The organism is Trinickia sp. (genome assembly GCF_057351765.1).
On record NZ_JBMRBK010000051.1, the window covers coordinates 34,586 to 55,364 of the forward strand.

Annotated in this window: 20 protein-coding genes; 7 read left to right on the top strand and 13 right to left on the bottom strand. The window is 62.5% G+C overall.

Annotated features, from left to right (window positions below; translation table 11 throughout):
* Nucleotides 1-43: 43 nt before the first annotated feature.
* Nucleotides 44-1,420 (top strand): FAD-binding oxidoreductase, encoded by a 1,377-nt coding sequence (locus ACO1XS_RS13770; RefSeq protein WP_486390918.1) that lies wholly within the window; start codon nucleotides 44-46, stop codon nucleotides 1,418-1,420.
* 104 nt (nucleotides 1,421-1,524) lie between these two features.
* Here ACO1XS_RS13770 and ACO1XS_RS13775 read toward each other — a convergent pair whose 3' ends face one another.
* From ACO1XS_RS13775 to ACO1XS_RS13785, 3 genes are all read right to left on the bottom strand, one after another.
* Nucleotides 1,525-1,893 (bottom strand): LysR substrate-binding domain-containing protein, encoded by a 369-nt coding sequence (locus ACO1XS_RS13775; protein WP_486390919.1) that lies wholly within the window; start codon nucleotides 1,891-1,893, stop codon nucleotides 1,525-1,527.
* Nucleotides 1,894-2,058: 165 nt separating this feature from the next.
* The gene (locus tag ACO1XS_RS13780) at nucleotides 2,059-2,400 is read right to left on the bottom strand and encodes a zinc ribbon domain-containing protein YjdM (protein WP_331573296.1); all 342 of its coding nucleotides are present in this window, start codon (nucleotides 2,398-2,400) and stop codon (nucleotides 2,059-2,061) included.
* Between the two features lie 127 nt (nucleotides 2,401-2,527).
* On the bottom strand, nucleotides 2,528-3,298 hold the full coding sequence (locus ACO1XS_RS13785) for a metallophosphoesterase family protein (protein ID WP_486391001.1): 771 nt from the start codon (nucleotides 3,296-3,298) through the stop codon (nucleotides 2,528-2,530).
* Nucleotides 3,299-3,694: 396 nt separating this feature from the next.
* On the opposite strand from ACO1XS_RS13785, the gene ACO1XS_RS13790 reads away from it, so the two are divergent.
* Nucleotides 3,695-4,993, top strand: a complete 1,299-nt coding sequence (locus ACO1XS_RS13790) for an MFS transporter (protein WP_440563960.1) — start codon at nucleotides 3,695-3,697, stop codon at nucleotides 4,991-4,993.
* 83 nt (nucleotides 4,994-5,076) lie between these two features.
* On the opposite strand, the gene ACO1XS_RS13795 is transcribed toward ACO1XS_RS13790, so the two are convergent.
* Nucleotides 5,077-5,736 carry a hypothetical protein gene (locus ACO1XS_RS13795; protein ID WP_486390920.1) on the bottom strand — a complete coding sequence of 220 codons (660 nt, stop codon included), beginning with the start codon at nucleotides 5,734-5,736 and terminating at the stop codon, nucleotides 5,077-5,079.
* 1,218 nt (nucleotides 5,737-6,954) lie between these two features.
* Nucleotides 6,955-7,509: a hypothetical protein gene (locus ACO1XS_RS13800; protein ID WP_486390921.1), complete on the bottom strand. Its 555-nt coding sequence runs from the start codon at nucleotides 7,507-7,509 to the stop codon at nucleotides 6,955-6,957.
* 364 nt (nucleotides 7,510-7,873) lie between these two features.
* On the opposite strand from ACO1XS_RS13800, the gene ACO1XS_RS13805 reads away from it, so the two are divergent.
* Both ACO1XS_RS13805 and ACO1XS_RS13810 read left to right on the top strand, forming a co-directional pair.
* Nucleotides 7,874-8,464 carry a peroxiredoxin gene (locus ACO1XS_RS13805; protein WP_486390922.1) on the top strand — a complete coding sequence of 197 codons (591 nt, stop codon included), beginning with the start codon at nucleotides 7,874-7,876 and terminating at the stop codon, nucleotides 8,462-8,464.
* On the top strand, nucleotides 8,465-8,830 hold the full coding sequence (locus ACO1XS_RS13810; protein ID WP_486390923.1) for a YunG family protein: 366 nt from the start codon (nucleotides 8,465-8,467) through the stop codon (nucleotides 8,828-8,830).
* Nucleotides 8,831-8,867: 37 nt separating this feature from the next.
* Here ACO1XS_RS13810 and ACO1XS_RS13815 read toward each other — a convergent pair whose 3' ends face one another.
* Complete coding sequence (locus ACO1XS_RS13815; RefSeq protein ID WP_486390924.1) at nucleotides 8,868-9,734, bottom strand: NmrA family NAD(P)-binding protein; 867 nt, start codon at nucleotides 9,732-9,734, stop codon at nucleotides 8,868-8,870.
* 219 nt (nucleotides 9,735-9,953) lie between these two features.
* Between ACO1XS_RS13815 and ACO1XS_RS13820 the strand changes: the two genes are divergently transcribed.
* Entirely contained in the window at nucleotides 9,954-10,889 is a 936-nt protein-coding gene (locus tag ACO1XS_RS13820) for a LysR family transcriptional regulator (RefSeq protein ID WP_331570883.1), read from the top strand.
* Nucleotides 10,890-11,000: 111 nt separating this feature from the next.
* On the top strand, nucleotides 11,001-12,293 hold the full coding sequence (locus ACO1XS_RS13825) for an NRAMP family divalent metal transporter (protein WP_440558679.1): 1,293 nt from the start codon (nucleotides 11,001-11,003) through the stop codon (nucleotides 12,291-12,293).
* A gap of 29 nt (nucleotides 12,294-12,322) precedes the next feature.
* Here the strand turns inward: ACO1XS_RS13825 and ACO1XS_RS13830 are convergent, their stop codons facing one another.
* From ACO1XS_RS13830 to ACO1XS_RS13855, 6 genes are all read right to left on the bottom strand, one after another.
* Nucleotides 12,323-12,508: a hypothetical protein gene (locus ACO1XS_RS13830; protein ID WP_486390925.1), complete on the bottom strand. Its 186-nt coding sequence runs from the start codon at nucleotides 12,506-12,508 to the stop codon at nucleotides 12,323-12,325.
* 455 nt (nucleotides 12,509-12,963) lie between these two features.
* Nucleotides 12,964-13,467, bottom strand: a complete 504-nt coding sequence (locus tag ACO1XS_RS13835; protein WP_331570868.1) for a hypothetical protein — start codon at nucleotides 13,465-13,467, stop codon at nucleotides 12,964-12,966.
* A 488-nt stretch (nucleotides 13,468-13,955) separates the two neighbouring features.
* Complete coding sequence (locus tag ACO1XS_RS13840; RefSeq protein WP_486390926.1) at nucleotides 13,956-15,662, bottom strand: peptidoglycan D,D-transpeptidase FtsI family protein; 1,707 nt, start codon at nucleotides 15,660-15,662, stop codon at nucleotides 13,956-13,958.
* A gap of 293 nt (nucleotides 15,663-15,955) precedes the next feature.
* Nucleotides 15,956-17,497, bottom strand: a complete 1,542-nt coding sequence (locus ACO1XS_RS13845) for a methyl-accepting chemotaxis protein (RefSeq protein ID WP_486391002.1) — start codon at nucleotides 17,495-17,497, stop codon at nucleotides 15,956-15,958.
* Between the two features lie 229 nt (nucleotides 17,498-17,726).
* Complete coding sequence (locus tag ACO1XS_RS13850; protein WP_173255593.1) at nucleotides 17,727-17,879, bottom strand: hypothetical protein; 153 nt, start codon at nucleotides 17,877-17,879, stop codon at nucleotides 17,727-17,729.
* A gap of 69 nt (nucleotides 17,880-17,948) precedes the next feature.
* Nucleotides 17,949-18,977 (bottom strand): LysR family transcriptional regulator, encoded by a 1,029-nt coding sequence (locus ACO1XS_RS13855; protein ID WP_486390927.1) that lies wholly within the window; start codon nucleotides 18,975-18,977, stop codon nucleotides 17,949-17,951.
* 125 nt (nucleotides 18,978-19,102) lie between these two features.
* Here ACO1XS_RS13855 and ACO1XS_RS13860 point away from each other — a divergent pair, with 125 nt between their 5' ends.
* Complete coding sequence (locus ACO1XS_RS13860; RefSeq protein WP_486390928.1) at nucleotides 19,103-20,122, top strand: zinc-dependent alcohol dehydrogenase family protein; 1,020 nt, start codon at nucleotides 19,103-19,105, stop codon at nucleotides 20,120-20,122.
* Between the two features lie 32 nt (nucleotides 20,123-20,154).
* Here the strand turns inward: ACO1XS_RS13860 and ACO1XS_RS13865 are convergent, their stop codons facing one another.
* Nucleotides 20,155-20,742 carry a nucleotidyltransferase family protein gene (locus ACO1XS_RS13865; protein ID WP_486390929.1) on the bottom strand — a complete coding sequence of 196 codons (588 nt, stop codon included), beginning with the start codon at nucleotides 20,740-20,742 and terminating at the stop codon, nucleotides 20,155-20,157.
* Between the last annotated feature and the right edge of the window lie 37 nt (nucleotides 20,743-20,779).

Sequence of the window (20,779 nt, forward strand, 5' to 3'; positions counted from 1 at the left end):
CGATTCGAGTGGAGACTTGGAATGAGTTCGAGGAGACGACACCATGCTGCCGATCAGATCGTTGGCCGACGCTGCGGCCGAGCTTGCCGGCACCTTCCGCGGGGAGCTCCTGCAACCCATGGACGCCGGCTATGAGGATGCGAGGAGGGTCCACAACGGTCTGGTCGATAAGCGGCCCGCCTTGATCGCGAGGTGCCGCGGCGTAGCCGACGTTGTCGAGGCCCTCGATCTCACCCGCAGGCTCGGCCTCGAGGGTGCCATTCGCGGCGGCGGCCACAACGTGGCGGGACGGGCGACGATCGACGGTGGGGTAATGATCGATCTTTCGCCGATGAAAGGCATTCACGTCGATGCGGAGGGCAGAACGGCTTGGGCGCAAGGCGGGGTCACCTGGGGCGAGCTCAATCGCGAGACGCAGTTGCACGGCCTGGCCGTCACCGGGGGCGTGATCTCGAGCACGGGCATTGCCGGGCTGACCCTCGGGGGCGGCGTGGGCTGGCTGATGGGCAAATACGGACTGGCGCTCGATAATCTGCGGGCGGTGAATCTCGTCACGGCGGGCGGCAAGGTTCTGCGGGCGAGCAAGCACCAGGAGCCCGAGCTTTTTTGGGCGCTCCGCGGCGGCGGCGGAAACTTCGGGGTCGCCACGAGCTTCGAGTATGAACTCCACCCGGTTGGGCCGACCATTACGGGCGGCCCGATCGTCCATCCGATCGAGTGCTCGCGAGCCTTGCTCGAGTTTTTCCGCGACAGCACACGGTCGTTGCCTGATGAGCACACTCTGTTCGCAACGTTGACGCATGCGCCCGACGGGTCGGGCACGAAGGTGGCCGGGCTGGTCACCTGCCATTGCGGGCCGTTGGAAGACGGCGAAAGGGCCATGCGGCCCTTGAAGCAGTTCGGGGTTCCCATCCTGGATGCCGTTGGGCCGATCCCCTACTCACAGCTCAACGGCATGCTCGACGCCAGCTACCCTAAAGGCGCGCTCAACTACTGGAAGTCCAGCTTTCTCAGAGAGCTGAGCGACGCTGCGATCGATACCATGATCAGCTGCTTTGCGCGATGCCCGACGACAATGGGCCAGCTGCTCCTCGAACATTTCCACGGCGCGCTCACCCGGGTCAGTGCTACCGAGACGGCCTTCCCGCACCGGGGCGAAGGCTACAACTTCCTCGTGCTAGCTCAATGGATGCAGCCGGCGGATACCGGTGCCTGCATCGCCTGGGCTCGCGAAACCTACGAGGCGATGCGACCTTTTTTTGCCGATGGTCGCTACGTCAACTATTTGGACGACGATGAGACGGGCGAACCGATCGCGGCTGCGTACGGTCCCAATTACCGACGGCTTCAGCAGGTCAAAGCCCGGTATGACCCGACGAACTTCTTCCGCATGAACCAGAACATCGTGCCGCTGGCCTGACTGGTCATCGAGCCTGCATGGTGCAACGATATCGATCGAGAGATGTCGTCGGCCATCGCTGGCGAAGCGGCGACAGCGCCGTGTTGTGAGCGCTCAAAAGACATTTATCGGCGACGGGTCCGTCTTTTCCCGTTCTCTTCGAACGCGTGCGCAAACACCTCGGCTAGCCATGCGAGCCCCGGATCCTGGTCGCGCGCCGCGGACCACATCAGCGAGACCTCATAGCCCGGCACATCGAATGGCAGCGGACTCATCGCCAGGTCCAGGGCGTCGCGCCAGACGCGGCCAATGAAGTCCGGCACCGTGGCGATCGCGGGCGTGCGCCGTACGATGAACGGACTCGTGGCGAAATTTGCGCTCGAGAACACCACGTCGCGCTTGAGTCCGGCTAATTCCAGCCGCTCGTCGATAAAGCCGTGCAGACCAGCGCTGAACGAGGTCAGCACATGCCGATGTCGCAGGAATTCCTGCATCGACAGACGTTTGCTGCGTGTTTTGAGCCGAAACGTTGCCGGTGAGACGCGTCGGCCGCGCGGAAGATGTCGCGCACGCGCTCCAGTTTCTGATGGAGAACACCTTCATGACGGGAGCCATCATCGAATGCGACGGCGGCTTGCGACTGCTTTGATGAGCGTCAGTCACACCTTCTTGACGAATTCCGATTTGAGGCTCATTGCACCAAAGCCATCGATCTTGCAGTCGATATCATGATCGCTGTCTACCAGACGGATATTTTTCACCTTGGTTCCCATCTTGATCACGCCGGCGGAACCCTTGAGTTTCAGGTCCTTGATGACGGTGACGGTATCCCCGTCTTGCAAGCAATTTCCAGTCGAATCGCGATGAACTCTGTCAACCGTTTCGGTCGGCGCTGCGGCTTGCGCCGACCATTCATGCGCGCATTCAGGGCAGATGTAGACGCCACCATCTTCGTACGTGAACCCGGAATTGCATTTCGGACAGGGGGGCAATGCGCTCATGTGTAATCCTTGGTGCCTGAGGAAGGCAACGAAAGCGCGAAAGTATAGCGCTGTTGGATGGCTTGCCAGCCACGGCGCGCTCATGACCTCAATTCTCAGCGTCCGAGTTGTCGAAGAGGCGGATTGTCTAGTATCTGGCCGGTTCCGACGTGAGTAGTTTTTCTCGGCACCGACCGCTGCGAAGAGCGATGGCCCAGTCGTGGCGACCGTTCGCCTTCGCTGTCGCCGACGCAGCGTCCCAGTCGTATTCAATGGCACGAAACTCGACAGTCCACTCTGATCGGATCCGCCTCACGAACGCACATCGCGCGTGGGGCGAGCCCATTTCCATACGATGAGGAAAGGGTCGATCGTCTTCATAAGCCTGAAGGCCGACACTGCCCGGATTCACGATCAAGCGCCCGTCGTCAAGCGTCCGCGCGCGCTGCAAATGGGTATGCCCGCAAAGGATCAGCTTCGAAGCCACCTTCCCCGCTCGCAATTCAATCTCCTCCGGCGTCGCTTCCCGGCATCCGGAGGGCGTCACGGTTTCCAGGAAATAGGTCAAGTCGTCTTCGGGCGTGCCGTGGACCAGGAGCACGTCTTCCCCGACAGGCAGTGTGCTGGGCAAGCCGTCGATCCAATCCAGTTGATCCGGACGCAGGCAATCGAGCGCCCATTGGTCGGATTGACCCATACGCGCGCGATCGCGGGCAAGTACCTGTCTTTCATGATTGCCCCGGATAGTGGGCAGGCCAAGAGGCATCAACCGGTCTGCCGTTTCTCTTGGATAAAGCGCGCCGGAGAGAATGTCGCCGAGATTGACGATCAGGTCCGCACCGGCCGAACGAATATCCGCCAGCACGGCGTCGAGCGCGGCGAGGTTGCCGTGGATGTCGGATAGCGCAGCGATTTTCATGGCGACTCCGAAGGAGGGCGGCGATTGCGGATTCTCGCCAATCGAGACCCGGCGGTCCAGTGAGCTTGCGAATAACGCCAGGCCACGCACGCTTGAACAGCCATCGCGAAACCATTCGAGCCGGTGAAAGGGACGGTTCCATGGGCTGCGAGCGCTCACTTGTCCTCTCCCGACACGACATTGAACGTACGCGCCAAGTGTCGTTTACGGCCGATTTGCGGACGTAAGCGTGAAAGCTCGACTCTCGCCCCGTCCATAGACTCGACGCAGCGCCGCCCAATTGGTATGTACATGTCGCAATAAAAGGAGATACGTATGACTTCTTTAGAGAAGGGAGTTGCTGTTCTGGCCGAAGCGCCTGGGGAGGAGACATCCTCAGCGTTCAAACGACGCTTCATGATCAGGATGATCATTGTTCTGACCGGCGGTACGTTTCTGGACGGCTATATTCTCGGGATCGTCGGCCCGGTGTCCGGCAAGATGACCGCGGAGCTCGCCATATCGCCGGTCTGGGAGGGGCTGATCGCAGCCGGCGCGTTGTTCGGGATTCTCATCGGTTCGCCGCTGGGCGGATGGGCTGGAGACAAGTTCGGCCGCAAACCACTGTTCCTGCTCGACATGGGCTTGTTCGTGATCGCCTCGTTCATGCAGTTCTTCGTCGGCTCCATGCAGTTCTTCATCACGTCACCGCTGCAACTGTTGATGGTGCGACTGCTGATGGGTATCGCGATCGGTGCGGAATATTCCGTCGGTTGGCCGCTGCTGTCGGAATTCTCCCCGTCCCGTATCCGAGGGCGGCTGATGGGCTTGACCCTCATCGCCTGGTACGCCGGCTTCATGTTCGCCTTCGTCGTGGGTTATCTGCTCGATCGATATACGCACCTCGGATGGCGGAACATCCTCGGCACCAGCACGTATATTGCGATAGCTTTGTTCCTTGGCCGGATCGGCATGCCCGAATCGCCGCGCTGGCTGTGGAGTAAGAGCCGTATCGAGCAGGCCCGTTCCGTCGCACGCCGATATATGAACAGCGCGTCCGACATGGCCGACGTCGAACACGAGATCGTTCACTCGGGAGGAGGTTTCGGGATGCTCTTCTCCCGCCGGTATTGGCGAGTCACGCTGTTCGTGTCGATGTTCTTTTTTTGCGTCGTCACGCCGTACTTCGCGATCGCCACATTCGCCGACAGCGTGCTGCAGAAGTTCGGCCTCGGCGGGGGGCTCGCCGGAGGGGTCGGGCTATCCGCAGTTGCGTTGGCCGGCAGTGTTGCCACGGTTCTGATGATCGACAAGGCGGGTCGCCGTGTTCTGACGGTACCGCCGCAGTGGATCATCACTGTGATCCTCGCGATTCTCGGCATATGGGCGAACGCGCCCGGGGCGGTCGTGCTCGGCCTGTTCCTCGCGTTCTCGTTCTTCAACGCGGGCTGCGGGACGCTGACTTGCATCTATCCTGGCGAGGTATTCCCGACTGAAATCCGCGGGATCGGGACGGGCTTTGCCGCCGCCTTCAGCCGGATCGGGGCGGGGCTCGGCACGTTCCTGATGCCCTGGTCGATGAACAATCTCGGGCCTTCGGTGACCATCCTGATCGCGGCCGGCATCGCAGCAGTCGGGGCCGGGGTGTCCCAATGGCTTGCCCCTGAGACTAAAGGGAAGAGTCTCAGCGAAACTGCGTCGGGGTTCTCGCACTAGCGCCGCGGGAGGTCCCGGCAACGCTCGATTCGGGCGTGCCTTGCCGATGCCCGGATTGGCTCCCAACTCTGTCACAGTGGTGCTCATCGAATCAAAAGGGATGGGCACCGACAATCCCCTCTGGTAGCCGCCCTGATCTGCGTCTCGCACACAAAGGGCGGCTCAAAACAATGCAGCCGATTACCTTGAGCCGCCACCGTGACCGCCGCCACCGTGACCGCCGCCGTGGCCGCCTGCACCTGCACCAGCACCAGCACCAGCACCAGCACCAGCACCAGCACCAGCACCGGCACCGGCACCGCCAGCACCTGCCCCAGCACCTGCACCGCCTGCACCTGCACCGCCTGCACCTGCACCTGCACCGCCTGCACCTGCACCGGCACCGCCTGCACCGGCACCGGCACCGCCTGCACCGGCACCGCCTGCACCGGCACCGCCTGCACCGGCACCGCCTGCACCGGCACCGCCTGCACCGGCACCGCCTGCACCTGCACCGCCCGCACCGGCACCGCCCGCACCGGCACCGCCGGCACCGCCGGCACCTGCACCGCCAGCCCCTGTACCGCCAGCCCCTGTACCGCCAGCCCCTGTACCGCCAGCACCTGCAGCGCCTGCGCCCGTACCGCCTGCACCTGCACCCGTACCGCCAGCGCCTGCGCCCGTACCGCCTGCACCTGCACCCGTACCGCCAGCACCTGCACCCGTACCGCCGGCACCCGCGCCCATACCGCCAGCACCTGCACCCGTACCGCCAGCACCTGCGCCCGTACCGCCTGAACCTGCAGCCGTACCGCCTACGCCTGCACCGACTCCGCCTCGACCACCTGCGCCCGAACCTCCCATGCCTGCACCCAAACCAACTGCGCCAGCGCCCGGACCGCCTGCGCCAGCATCCGAGCCGCCTGTGCCCGAACCGCCCGCGTCGTCACCGCCTGCGAGCTGTTCGTGATCCAGCTTCAGTAAAGGAGGATTCGGAGAAGGTGCGCTGGGTTGATCGAACGAAGCGGCAGGCACAGGTGGGTCGAACTCCGCACTGTCAATTGCAGTTCCGGGGCGAGGAGGTGACGATGATCTCGCGACACGATCGGACGAAGACGCTCGTTTTGTTGGCGGTATGGATTGAGTGACCACGGGTGCATGCGGCGCGATTGCTCTCACATGCGGCGCCGAATGATGGCGATTCTGTGTCGCGGCATCGCTTGCTTGACTACGCCCTCGTGTAACCGACGGCGGCTCAGCGGAATCGGAAGTAGGTTCGGTGCGTTGAGCGGACGGAGCGGACGGAGCGGAAGGCGCAGGGAGCGCGGCCTCAGGATTGGCAACCGCGGCTGCGCGAGCGGGAGGCGATGATCGTAGTGCGATTTGACCCGACCAAGCCGTATGTTGCGCTCGCGACGCGGCTCGGATGATCCCGAGCACTTGGTCACCGCCGTACACGACGAGACCCATGAGCCCGACAGCCAATGCGCTCGCCGACGCAACGTAAAGCGCAAGGCGTTTGACCCGCGCAGGCGGTGCGGCCTTGCTCGCTGCATCGGGGGAATCTGCACCCGAATGCGAACGCTCGGCTTGGCGGAACAGTACAACGGGTTTCGGATCGCTTGGTCTGATCCTTGCATTTACTACGTTCATATGCCGTCTCCTTGCGGAGTGCTCATCGGAATGAGCCGCGGGACCGCATCTGCGTAACCCCTGGCTCCGCCGCAGCGATGGAAGCGGTGTACGAGGTTTCCATCCTAGGCCCTTGAGGTGCGGAAACGCTCGCCATTTTGGTGGCCGATCTGGACGGGTGCCTCGAGTCGCCGACCGGCGTGCCCTTAGCGATGCTCCACAGTGGGCGACGACACGATGCAAGCGAGCATTGGCTGTGCCTGCCAGACCGAACCCGAATCGAATTGTGAGAGCGCGGACAGGGCACTCGCATGCACGATCCTGCAGCGCTGCTCATGCATCGCGTCGCTTCAACGTGCTGGGCGCCAAGTGTCGAACGCAACCGGCTTCGCGTGATCCGCGTGCATCACGTCGGTTTTGTCCGGCGTGCCGTTGAGCGGATCGGACGATGTGACGATCTCGCTATCGAAGAGCCATGCGCGGTGCTGGGCGTCGTAGCGGAATGTGATGAAGTCGGTCCAGTGTGCGCCGCACGCGACGCCGTTTTGCACCGTAAAGTAGCGGCCCTTGACTGCGAGCCCGTCGTCGCTGTCGAACGGATCGCATTGGCCGCCCTCGTTGGCGCGCAGCACAACCGTATCGTTGCGCGCGGAGAGCCGGTACCGATTGCTTGCCTGTTCCTCGAAGATCAGCAGTGGACGAGGCGATGGGCTGCTCACAGAGTCGTCGCGCCGGTGAGCAACAACGAGCAAGCTTCGCCGGCCGCCTTCGATCAGCGGCCCTGCACGGAAAACCATCGGCTCGTAGCCCGTTGGCAACTGGGCAGCGATGCTTGCCGGCAGGCCGGCGGCGTGCAGCGTGGCGGAAACAGCGAAGAGGGCGGCTGGCAGCAGAAAGCGTTTCATAGGGGGAGATAACCGGCGACGCAGCAACTGAAGGATGTCAGCATGCGCGCTCTGCGCTGTTCGAATGGTTAGATGGAGCTATGGCGCTCAGCGGTGGTCGCGAGCGGACCTGATTTTAAGCACGAACGCCACATAATGCATTCGTTGACGCGTTCCGAGACTGAAGGCACACTCGTTACCCATGCAAGCCATCACATCCTTTGCAATTGCGACTCCCCATCATGCGCATGCCCACATGGGACTGCCGTCGGGGAAGTGCATAGGCTAGCAATTTTCAGCAATATGCGCGAAAAAGCCCCGCCGGCAACGACGGGGCTTTTTCGTTATCGCCCCGTCAAGCATCGGCTCAACTAGTGAGATAAACGTGAAAGATCCGATGAACATCGATTGGTCAACGATGCCGGCACCTATAGACGACGGTGGAGCAAGTCACCTGAAGGGGCTGCGCATGCCCAGCATCGAGTTGAACTCGACGGATGGAGACGCGGTCGACCTGAGTCGACTCGCCGGCCGCGCCGTTATTTACGCCTACCCCCGGAAAAAACGTCCGGACGAGCCGGTGCCCGATGGATGGTTGTCGATCCCCGGCGCCCCGGGATGTACGCCGCAGTCGTGTGCCTTTCGCGATCACGCGGCGGAAATGAAGGCAGCCGGCGCAACCTATATCTTTGGTCTCTCGACGCAACATACGCCCGATCAAAGAGGGGCTGTCGAGCGTCTGCATCTGAGCTACCCACTACTGTCGGACGACCGTCTCTTGTTGACGAGGGCCCTTTCGCTGCCGACCTTCACCGCCATGGGCATGACACTGTTGAAGCGTTTGACGATGGTCATTAACGACGGCGTGATCGAACATGTTTTTTATCCGGTGTTTCCGCCTCATCGGAACGCGGCTGAAGTGCTCGCGTGGCTGGAGCTGAACAACAAATTTTCCGCAATGAAAGAGGACAATTAAATGCCCGACGCATCGAAGACGTTTGCGACGCCCCTCGATCTGTATCGAGTCATCTCACGCGTGTGGTCGGCGGACACGTCAAGCCCGGCCAATGCGTGGTCACCATCGAATCCCGCGCAGAATCATTGCAGCGTCACCGCGCTCGTCGTGCAGGACCATTTCGGTGGGGAAATTCTCACGACGCGTACCTCGGGCGGTACTCACTTCTACAATCTGATCGACGGGAAAAAGTGGGATCTCACGGTGAGCCAGTTCGCCGAACCGGTGCCGTACGACGACACTCCTTGCACTCGCGAAGCGGCGCTGGGGGATACCTCGCCGGAAAAATATGCGTTGCTAACGTCGAGGCTGAAGGACAACAGATAGAACGTCTATTGCGTTCGGGCGTGACGCTGGCAAGCATTCAGACCGGACGTTCTACAAGCTCCCTCAGGACCGTCTCCAGCTCGACATGGCCGCGCATGATTTCGTCGGGACGGCCTTCGAAATCGATCCAGCCTTCATTGAATCCGTCCAGCATGCGCATGCGTGATAGGGGATGCTTCATGCCCTGCGCGAGGAACAGCGTTTCCCACGTCGGCCTTTCGACGACTTCCGCGCGTACCTCGCGGCCCAGCACGCGGGCGAATGCCAAGGCCAGATCGTTGGGACTCGCCCGACGCGGGCCTTCGATCTCGACGACGCGCACACCGCGCCACGTCTGCCGAAGCAGTTCGGCCGCAACGCGGCCCACGTCCGCCGTGGCGACCATCGGCACGGGCTTGTCGAGCGGCTGCAGGTAACTGGCGATGACGCCATGGTCACGTGCGGATGCAACATCCCATGCGGCGTTCTCCATGAACCAAGCTGGCCGCAGAAACGTCACCGGCATCGGCATCTCGCGCAGTGCCTGCTCCATCAGCGTGCGTTGAGTGAGCAGATTGAGCTCATCAGCATGCGCGCCGATCGTCGACAGGCAAACGACCTTTCCAGGTCGAGCCGTCAGAAGGGCGGCAGCCACAGCCTCGATCACCTTCCGCGCTTCAGGGAACCCAGGCTCCGGATCGAACTCCGGAGGCGGCAGAATGAAAACGCCCGTCGCGCCGTCGAACGCGGCGGCGAGCGATGAAGCGTCTTCCATGGAGGCCGTCGCAATCTCGCAACCGCGCTGCGCCCACGACGCTGCCCGCGTCACGTCGCGCACGACGGCACGCACGGGCTGACCGACGGCCAGCAGCTCACGGGCCAGTGCGCCGCCGACCTTGCCGGTGATTCCTGTTATTGCATACATTTGCTCTTCTCCATGAGGGGACCCGATGTCTCGGTGAGACGCATTCTGGTCAAACTCCGAACGAAACAAAATGACATGGATGGCATCAGATAAGTGACAACAAGTCATCAATGAGGCATGCTCGACATAGATGCCCAGCGCCGCTCTACGGTGCAGCGTTGGCGCATTGCCCTTCGGTTGGTCGGTCGCGATCTGCCACCGGCCTTTACTCGAGCACCCATGAGATCCATTAGCGAGAAGCTCTCCGGCAGCATCAGCGTGTTCGCCGCCGTGGTGGATGCGGGGACGTTTGCGGCCGCTTCGGAAGCAATAGGAATGACGCCACCGGGCGTCAGCCGGGCGATTGCGCGGCTGGAAAAAAGGCTGAATATCCGCCTTTTCAACCGAACGACGCGCTCCATTTCGCTGACCGAAGAGGGCCGCCGTTTTTACGAGCAGGTCATGCCCCATCTCGCCGGGCTGGAGGAAGCAGCCGCTGCCGCGGCGGGTGGCACCTCCGCTGTGCGTGGGAAGTTGAGAATCAATCTGGATCCCGTCGTTTACCGGACCATTCTTGGGCAACGACTGGATGCGTTGATGGACGCTCACCCCGAACTCGAAATCGAGCTCATCGCGCGAGACAATCTTGGCGACTTGGTCATGGATGGCTTCGATCTCGCCGTGCGATTCGGCGAACCCCGACCGTCTACCCTGATCGCCAGAAAACTGCTCGATACCGGCGTTGTTACGGTCGCGGCGCCTTCGTACGTCGCTCGCCGGGGACGGCCGGCAAAACCCGAGGACCTTGAAAGCCGCAGCCACAGATGCCTTGAATTTCGCAACCCGGAGACAGGCAAGCCGTTCCCGTGGGAATTCCATCGTCGGCGAAAACGCATCGTGGTCGACACCCGGGGGCGCCTCACGGTCAACGATCCTGGCGCGCTGCTCAACGCATGCCTCGCCGGGTCCGGAATTGCGCAGATGTTGCTGCTCGGTGCGGAGCCCCTGCTTGCCGACGGCCGACTGATCAATCTCTTTCCCGAATGGGCAGACGAGCGGTTTCCCTTGTACGTCTACTACCCATCGCGACATCACGTACCGGCAAAGACCCGAGCTTTTGTTGACTTCATTGTCGAACTGATGGGCGATCGCGTCGCGCCGGGGCCTGGTTTGTAGATTGCTTGGACCTAGTGAGTCATTCCCGATTCCCGATGGAAAGCTCATCCATCGGAGCACCAGCGCCACGCATCGCTCGCTGCCGGATCACTGTTGCCTACAGAGGCGAACATGGACATCGACATCGACCAGTCGGACAAGCCGGATCCCGAAGTGACGTCGTGGCTGGAAAAGCTGGGCCCCGGGCTCGTGACCGGCGCCGCGGACGACGACCCGAGCGGCATTGCGACATACTCGCAGGCGGGAGCGCAGTTCGGCTTCAACATGCTGTGGATCGCCATCATCACCTATCCGCTGATGGTGGCGATCCAAGTCATTAGCGCTCGCCTGGGACGGGTAAGTGGTCATGGCCTCGCAACCAACATCAGGCGTCACTATTCCGCATGGCTGCTCTATGGCTCGGTCCTGCTGCTCCTGGTCGCCAATACGATCAACATTGCCGCCGACCTTGGCGCGATGGGGGCGGCATTGAATCTCGTGGTCGGCGGTCCAACCCACGTGTACACCGTTGCGCTGGGCGTGTTGTCCGTCGTCCTGCAGGTCTTCGTTCCCTATCGCAGCTATGTTCGCGTCCTGAAGTGGCTCACGCTCGCCTTATTCGCTTACGTAGCCACGGTATTCGTCGTTCAAATCCCATGGCAGACGGTGGTGATTCGGACTCTGGCTCCCCAACTGTCATGGAAGCGCGATTACCTCACTACGATAGTCGCGGTGCTCGGTACGACTATCAGCCCGTACCTGTTCTTCTGGCAGGCTTCGCAGGAGGTCGAAGAGATGCGGAGCCAAGCGGGCCAGCGTGCGCTCAAGCATGCGCCGAGGCAGGGCCCGGCCAGCTTGCGTCGCATCCGGATGGACACCTGGATCGGGATGGGGGTTTCGAATATCGTCGCCTTTTTCATCATCCTGACGACCGCTGCCACCCTGCACGCGCACGGCGTGACTGACATCCAGACGTCGGCGCAGGCCGCTGTCGCCCTCAAGCCCATCGCAGGCCGGTTCGCGTTCACCCTGTTCAGCCTGGGAATCGTCGGTACCGGCCTGTTGGCCCTTCCGGTACTCGCCGGATCGGCCGCTTATGCGATGGCGGGTACGTTCAAGTGGCGCAATAGCCTGGCCCTGAAACCCCGGTTGGCGAAACGCTTTTACGCCATCATCGTACTGTCGACCCTCATCGGTCTCGCAATGGGCTTTACACGGATCGATCCAGTCAAGGCGCTTTATTGGAGCGCTGTAATCAATGGCGTGGTGTCCGTGCCGATCATGGCACTGATCATGTTCATGGCGGTGAATCCGAAGGTCATGGGGAACTTCGTGATTCCGTTGCGTCTGCGCGTTACAGGCTGGATTGCAACGATCGCCATGGCAGCGGCAGCGCTCGCCATGTTTTGGTTCATGGGCCGGTAGAGACACAACGCCCGCTCACCGGAAAGCGGTCATTGACGCTGACTGACCGTGACCGGGACGATTTTTTCCAGTTGTTCCAGCAACAGCTCCTTTTGCTGCTCCGGCAGCTTGACCAGACTCGGATACATGTTGATCAATGCCAGCCGTTGCGCAGGCGACTTGGAGGGCAACAGCATGAGCAACCCCGCTTTCTCACGGTCGGACAGCGATGACATGTGCGGTAGCGCGCTAAGTTGCACGAAACTGGGAGAGCCTACCGACGGTACGGCAGCTTCGTCCTTCACGGCCGAAGGTGCCGATTTCTCTTCCCCTGGCGACGTGCTTTGCGCGGCGAGGGTGCTCGGTGTCGGGGTGGAATCCGCACCCCCTCCGCCACATCCCGTAAGCAGCAGACTGAACAACAGCATTCGACCTGTACGCAAAAAATGGCGCGGTACATGTGGGACATACAACACGCCGCAATCGAGGTGAACGTCTTGTCGCATGGCCACGCATCCGACGATCCAGAAAAAGCAGGCGCGACACCGTACGAAATGACGGTGCCGCCACCGATTGCAGACGTGCCAGCGGATGCCGGCACGCCCGTCCATCCCCGATGATCTAGGACGCTCTCGCGAGCGTCGCGTTGCCATGCATCAGTCCAAGTGCTGAAGCCTGAATGCCAAGTCGATCAGGGCCCGGTGAGACTGAAATAAGGCCCGCTGAAGCCCGCGAAGGTGATCGTATACACGAAATTCGCCAGGGTTGGGCCGGCTATCACCTGCTTGGTCCAGTTCCCGTTGGGGCAGGTGGCAGAGGCTTGTAAGTCCTGGGTGGTCGGTGCCGTCGCACCGAGCGGCGGCACTACCAGTTGCCCGTTCCTGGAAGCTGTCAGTTTTCCCGATGAAGTGGCATCCGTGGTTTGCGTCTTCACGTCGACGACCTGGCCGCCATGGTTAGTGCACTGCACGGTGCCCGAGTAGGTCGCCGACAGAGTCGCTGTCGCATTAGTGTGGCCGACTCCCCCGATGGTGGCGCCGGTACAGCTGACGTCCTGGGTCGCCTGGTCCACGGTGCATACCGGTTCGGCAGTTGCAAAATGCGCTCCGCTGGGCCCGTTGGCGGGATTCGTTTCGGCCCAAGCCGCAGGAGCGACCAGCAGGGCAGCCAACGTAATCAAAGCTAGATTCTTCATATTTGTCTCCAAGACAATCATCGTCGTCTCTCGAGAAATGGCCGAGAAGCGTGGAGAATGGTGGTCCAGTTTTTTAATATTAATAAAAACCGGTCGGCGATTTATAAGCGATGTGACCGGAGATGCGGCGCGGCGAACTGGCGAAAATATTATTGGAATATTTAAATTCGAACGCGCAGATTAATATCGTACATTGCCGGCTTCTAGGTAGCGGGGCACGAGTGAAGTACTGCTGGGCGTGAGCGTTGACGCGCGGCGCAGTGAAATGTTCTGAGGTGATGGTCTCCTAATTAGGATTGTCGAGCGATTTTCAGTCGCTCGGTGTTAATATAGGTCAGTTGCGTTACAGAAACTTACTTTTTTAATCGCTTTTGATTTTTCCGATAACGGCGATGTTGTGGCGAGCATTGCTGTCTTTGTTTATCTAGAATCAATGGTTCTTCCCGTCGTCCGTTCGGTTCGTCCGAAAGGCGTTGTTGGTCGACCCGCTACGCGTCAGGCGGCACCCCCAACAACTGCAACACCCCACCCGCAATCGACGCAAACACCGGCGCAGCCACCGCTCCGCCGTAATAGGCGCCGCGCGACGGTTCGTCGATCATGACCGCGACGATAACACGCGGTGCGTGAATGGGCGCCAGCCCCACGAAGAGCGAACGATACTTGCCCTTCGCATACGAAGTCCCCATATGCTTCCATGCGGTGCCCGTCTTGCCGCCCACCCGATAGCCCTCGACCCGTGCGGTGCGTGCGGCAGCTTCGAGCATCTCGCGAATGGCCGCCGCGCTGGCCGATGTCGTCACGCGGCGTTTTTCCGCGGCGCCGGATGTGGCTCCCGTGCCGTCGTCCTCCGCGACGACCAGCCGCGCCGGCTGCAACATGCCATCGCCGGCAAATGCCGTATAGGCTTGGGCGATCTGCAATAGGGAAGTGGATAGACCATACCCGTAGCCCATCGTCGCCTGCTCGACAGGCCGCCAGCGCTGCCACGGCCGCAGCTTGCCCGCGGCCACCCCGGGAAAAGGCAGCGGCGGTTGGTAGCCGATGCCATAGTCGCGGTACATGGTCCATATCCGCTCGGCCGGCAGGTTCAGCGCGAGCTTCGCCAACGCGATGTTGCTCGACTTGGAAACCGCTTGCGCGACGGTGATGGTTCCATGATTCGACGTATCGTGAATCGTGTTCGGGCCAATCGTGTAATAACCGGGCCCGGTATGAACGAGCGTATCCGGCTGCGCGAGCCCCGTATCCATCGCGAGCGCGACGACGAGCGGCTTCACAGTCGAGCCGGGCTCGAACGTATCGGTCAACGCGCGATTGCGCAGCGCTGAACCCGCGCGGTGCATCTGGCGGTTCGGATCGAAGCTCGGCGCGTTGGCCAGTGCGAGAATCTCGCCGCTTTGCGCATCGAGCACCACGGCGCTGCCGGCTTGCGCATTGTGCTTGGTCAGTGCGGCTTTCAGTTGGGTGTAGGCGAGCTGCTGAATGCGGCGATCGATAGTCAGGCGAACCGTACCGCCGTTGCGCGGTTGCACGGGTGTACCGAGTTCTGAAACGATGCGCCCGAGACGGTCGCGGATGACGTCGCGCGAGCCGGTTTCGCCGGCAAGCATGGCATCGGCCGCTAATTCGATGCCTTCCTGCCCTGCATCGTCGATATCCGTGAACCCGACGACGTGCGCGACGGATTCGCCCTCGGGGTAGAACCGTTTCGATGCGCTGACACGTGTAATGCCGGGGATGGCGAGTTCGTCGATTTCCTGGGCGGTCGTCGCGTCGACGTGACGCTTGAGCAGCATGTAAGCGCGCTCCGTCGAAAGCCGGCGCTCGAGTTCAGCGGCAGCAATGCCGAGTGCCCGAGCCAGCTTTGCGCGATCAGGGCTGCCCATGCGCCGCGGCTCGGCCCAGATCTCGTAGGTCGTCAGGCTCACGGCGAGCAGGGCGCCATGACGATCGACGATCGGTCCGCGCATGCCCGGCGACTCGACCGTGATGCGATGACGCTTCTCGCCCTGAGCGACGTGGAATTCATGCTCGACGATCTGTACCCACAGCGCCCGCCCCGCGAGCGTGGCGAAGCCTACCGTCAGCAGCGCGACGACCACCGACGAGCGCCATGCCGGCAGACGCGGGACGAGTACGGCGTTTCTCTCCATCGATACATAAGGCACATGACGTTTGCGGAGCAGGGGCATCGGGGAAATGGCATGCGATGAGCGAGACGGGGGAAACCGTCACAGACAAATACGGAGCGAGGCAGCACCAAGGCATTGCCAGCTCCGCGACGCCCAGGCATTGTAGGCTAAATGTAAGGCATTGGGGCAACGGGGCATGCAGCCGCGCAGGCGCGGACGGCGAAGATGACGCCTAGCGAGAACGGGAACGGGAAGGGAAACGGGGAACGAAGGAGCCGAGCCTGCCAATGAAAAGGCCGCCGCGAATGCGGCGGCCACAGCTAAAACCAGCCAGGCAAGAAGCGAGTGTTGCCTCAGGCCGGCAGCGCAAATCCGGAGATGGCTTCGCGCAACACCGCGGCCTGATCCCTCAGCGACTGCGCGGCAGCGGCTGCCTCTTCGACGAGCGCCGCGTTTTGCTGGGTCACCTTATCCATTTCGCCCACCGCGCGATTGACCTGCTCGATGCCCGCGCTCTGCTCGCGCGACGCGTGGCTGATTTCCTCGAGAATTTCGTTGACGCGCCGCACGGACTGCACGATCTCGCTCATGGTCGAGCCGGCATTCGCGACGAGCGCCGCGCCTTGATCGACCGTATTCGTCGACGATTCGATGAGCGCCTTGATCTCTTTCGCGGCCGTTGCCGAGCGCTGCGCGAGACTGCGTACTTCCGAGGCGACGACGGCGAAGCCGCGGCCTTGCTCGCCCGCTCGCGCGGCTTCGACCGCCGCATTGAGGGCGAGGATGTTGGTCTGGAACGCAATGCCGTCGATGACGCCGATGATGTCGCCGATCTTTTGCGAGCTCGAGGTGATTTCGCTCATCGTCCGGACGACATCGTCGACGACGCTGCTGCCGCGCGTCGCGACATCGGCGGCCTGCTCCGCAAGGTTCGCGGCCTGCGCCGCGCTATCCGCGTTATGTTTCACGTTGGCCGTCATGTGGTCCATGCTCGACGCGGTCTGGACGAGTGCGGCGGCCTGTTGTTCGGTGCGCTGCGACAGATCGGTGTTGCCCGCCGCGATCTCGCTAGCGCCGACATTGATGTTCTCTGCGCCGCTACGCACGCGCGAGACGGCATCGGCCAGACCCTTCTGCATTTGCGCGAGTGCGGCCATGAGGCTTTCGTCGTCGTTGCCGCTGACGGGCACGCGAACCGTCAGATCGCCTTGCGCCATGCGCCGTGCCGTAGCGATCGCGATTTCGAGCTCGCCGCCGAGTTCGCGGCGCACGCTGCGCAAGACGACCACCATGGCGATGGTTGCCAGCGCGCCGAGCACGCCCGTGATCAGCGCCCATCGGATGATGGCGCCTTTGAAGGCGGCGTTGACGTCGTCCATGTACATCCCCGTCACGATGAACATGTCCCACGGCGCGAAGCGCAGCGAATACGACGTTTTCGGCACGGGCTCTTCGCTGCCCGGCTTCGACCAGAGATAGTTCGTAAAGCCGCCGCCTTCCTGGCTTCCGACTTTCACGATATCGAGGAACAGGTGATTGCCGGCCGGGTCGGTGAAGTTCGACAAGTCCTTGCCGATCAGTTGCGGCTTGATCGGATGCATCAGCATCACGGACTTCGAGTCGTTGATCGAGAAGTAGCCGTCCTCGCCGTAGCGCATGACTTTCAGCGTCTCCAGCGTTTGCTTCTTGGCCTCCTCTTCCGTCATCACGTGTTGCTGCGACAACGCGTAGTAATGCTTGGCGACACTCTCGCCTTGCTGGACGAGCGATTTTAGCTGGTCGCGTCGGTCCTGCAGCAGCGATTCGTGGTAGCGCCATACCCCCGCGATGGCGATCAGGATCAGTCCAACCCACAGCACGGCCACCATCGAGCCGAGCTTCTGATTCAAAGACATCTTGCGCATTGTGCTCCCACCGGTCAGTCGAGTCGTTCACGGTGACGTGCCTGGGCCGCGCACGCCGTGCCTGACCGTCTTATCGGCACTTTTTTGGTGCAATTCAGACGGGGAAACCCTGATGCGAAAAGCGCAATAGGTATGACGGATAGGGGCGCGCGAGAGTGTCTCGACACTCATTCATGTTCGCGCCCTCGTCGCGTTCCGAGAGAATGGGAACGGCAATGCCTCAGACCGGATCTTTGTCGGGCGGACCTTCCGGGCGTTGTGGTTCGTCGTTGTGATGGCCGGGGGGTGGCGGAACCAGCGGTTCGCCCTCCGGGTCGCGCGTCGGATCGGCGAGCGGATCGGGATTCGGTGTGGTGTGCATCCAGTAGCTCATGGGCGGTCCCGAGAAAGGAGGAAGTCGAACGAAAAACCGAAGGCATGAACGGCGGCGTCGCCTCCTCTTTTATAGGCTATTCGCGCGAAGCCTGCGTCCCACATTGCCGGCTTGGCGCGCCTCGCTACGCCGACCGGCCTTCGAGACGATGCGGCCCCGGTCCCGGTCCCGGTCTCGCTCCGCTTCGGTTCCGATCGTCAACATCGGCGGCACGCGCATCATCAGCAGATCGATGGCGACGCGCATGCGCGTGGGCAGGTGGCGGGTGCGGCGCCACCCAAGATGCATTTCGACGCGCGGTCCGGGCGTATCGGTCAGCAGTTTGACGAGTTCGCCGGAACGCAATGCGTCCGCGATCAACCAGCACGGCAGCCGCGCAATGCCGGCGGCCGCCTTCGCGGCCTCGGCGATGGTCTCCAGATCGTCGAAGCGCAGCCGTTGCTTCATCGTGATCTCACGCATCGTCCCGCCCTGGTCGGAAAGAGGCCACGGCGCTTCACGGCGCCCGCTCGCATAGACGACTGCATGGTGATGCGCCAGATCGGCGACGCATCGCGGCGTACCATGCCGCGCCAGGTATTCGGGGGCGGCAACGAGCACCATGGTCTGCTCGCCCAGCTTGCGCGCGACGAGGTCGGCCGGCGCATCGGAAAGCCGTCCGCTGCGCACGACGAGATCGACACCTTCGTCGACGAGATCGACGATGCGATCGGTAAAGCTTATTTGCAGTTCCAGGCGCGGATAGCGCGCTGCCATCTCGAGCAGCAGCGGGGCGACACATCGTCGCCCGAACAACACCGGCACGCCTACGTGCAGGCGCCCCTGCGGTTCGTGCCGAGCAGCCGCGAGCGAAGTTTCGCCGGCTTCGAGTTCGGCAAGCGCACGCGCGCAGTGCGAGTAAAACGCCGCGCCATCTTCAGTGAGGCTCTGCGAGCGTGTGGTGCGCTGAAAGAGCCGCGTGCCGAGCCGTTCCTCGAGCCGCGCGATGCTCTTGCCGACCGCTGAGCGCGTCAGATTCAGCCGCTCGGCGGCGAGCGCGAAGCTGCCTGCCTCGACGGCATGCACGAATGGGGTGATGCCCGCCAAACGATCGGTCATGGTGAGCCTCGTTACATGTCCTATTGGTTACATAAAGTCTACAACAAGCGGAAAAAATGCCACCACTAGTTCCTGCTATTCGCCGCTAAGCTGGTCGCATTCCATCAACGTAACGAGGAGTCGGTATGAGTCGCACGATGCAGAAATGGGTGGTCGCGCAACCGGGTGTGCAACACCTAAACATCGAAGAAAGTCCGGTCCCTACGCCGGCCGCGAACGAAATTCTGGTCCGAGTGAGTGCCGTATCGCTCAACTATCGCGACCTTGGCGTAATCGCGGGCGAAGATGGCGCGCCTTCGATGCCGTTTCCGCTTACGCCCGGTTCCGATATGGCTGGCGTGGTCGTCGCGGCCGGCGAGAACGTCACGCGTTTTCGCGAGGGCGACGAGGTGATCGGAACGTTCTGGGCGGGCTGGATCGATGGAGATTGGCCCGAGCACGCGCGTGTCATCGGCGGCAAACTGCCGGGCGTCTTGGCGGAGTACGTCGTACTACACGAAGATTGGGCGGTGCACGCGCCGCGCTCGCTCGATGCGGTCCGGGCAAGTACGCTCCCGTGCGCCGGCCTGACGGCGTGGTTCGCGCTCGTCGAAAAAGGCGCATTGCACGCCGGCCAGACGGTGGTGGTGCAGGGGACGGGCGGTGTCGCGCTGTTCGGACTGCAACTCGCGCGAGCGCACGGCGCCGAGGTCATCGTGACCTCGAGCAGCCGCGACAAACTGGCGCGCGCCCTCGCGCTCGGCGCGACGCACGCCATCGACCGGTTGGAGCATCCCCGTTGGGACGAACTCGTACGCGAGCTGACCGGCGGGCGCGGAGCCGATCATGTCTTCGAGCTCGCGGGAGGGGACAACCTCGGCGCGTCGCTGCGCGCGCTACGGCAAGGCGGACGGATTTCGCTGATCGGCGTGCTCGGCGAACTCAGCATGACGCTGCCGAGCGTACCTTCGTTTCTGACGCGGCCTGTCATTCAAGGCATCGGTGTCGGTCATCGGCGCGCGCTCGAAGCCCTCGTGCGGGCGGTCGACGCGACGAAGATCGAACCCGTCGTCGATACCGTCTATTCGTTCGATAAGTTGCCCGAGGCGCTCCAACATCTCGAACGCGGCGCATTCGGCAAGGTCGTCGTGAAAATGGTCGGCTGAGCAAGCGTCGAAGCGATGCTTGCCCTTGCGCGTCATCGGCGGCGCAAGTCCTCGGGGGTATCGATATCGGCAAGCACCCCGGGATCATCCACCGCCATCGTCGTCAGCCCTGGCGATGCAAGCAAAGCGCGGGCGCCGGTGTCGCCGTCGAGCGCGGCAAGTGCTTTGCCGTGGACCGCGCCGAACCCGACCGGGTGTCCGCGGCGCCCCTCGTAGACCGGCGCGACGATCGGCGCACCTGCGCCGAGCTTGCGAGCCACGGCCTCGACGGTCGCCGGCAAGATCCAGGGCATATCGGCCAAAGCGACGACCCATCCGTCCGCATCGGCACTCGCGTGCACGCCCGCGGCCAGGCTCGCGCCCATGCCGCGCTCGGCGTCGATCGCAAAGACGACTTCGCAGCCGGCCTCGTTGAGCAGATGCGCGAGCGCTTCCGCACCGGGCCTCACGACAGCGATGACGCGCGGCAATACCGTCAGCAGCGTGTGCGCGGCCGCGCGCGCGACAGGTGTGCCATCGGCGAGCGGCGCGAGGAGCTTGTTTTGCTGGCCCAGCGGATCGAAGCGCGTGCCGCGCCCGGCCGCAAGCAGCAATCCGGTGGCAAGTGAGGCATAGGTCATCGGCAGGTCCGGTGGCAAAGTGACCTTGGATTGTGCG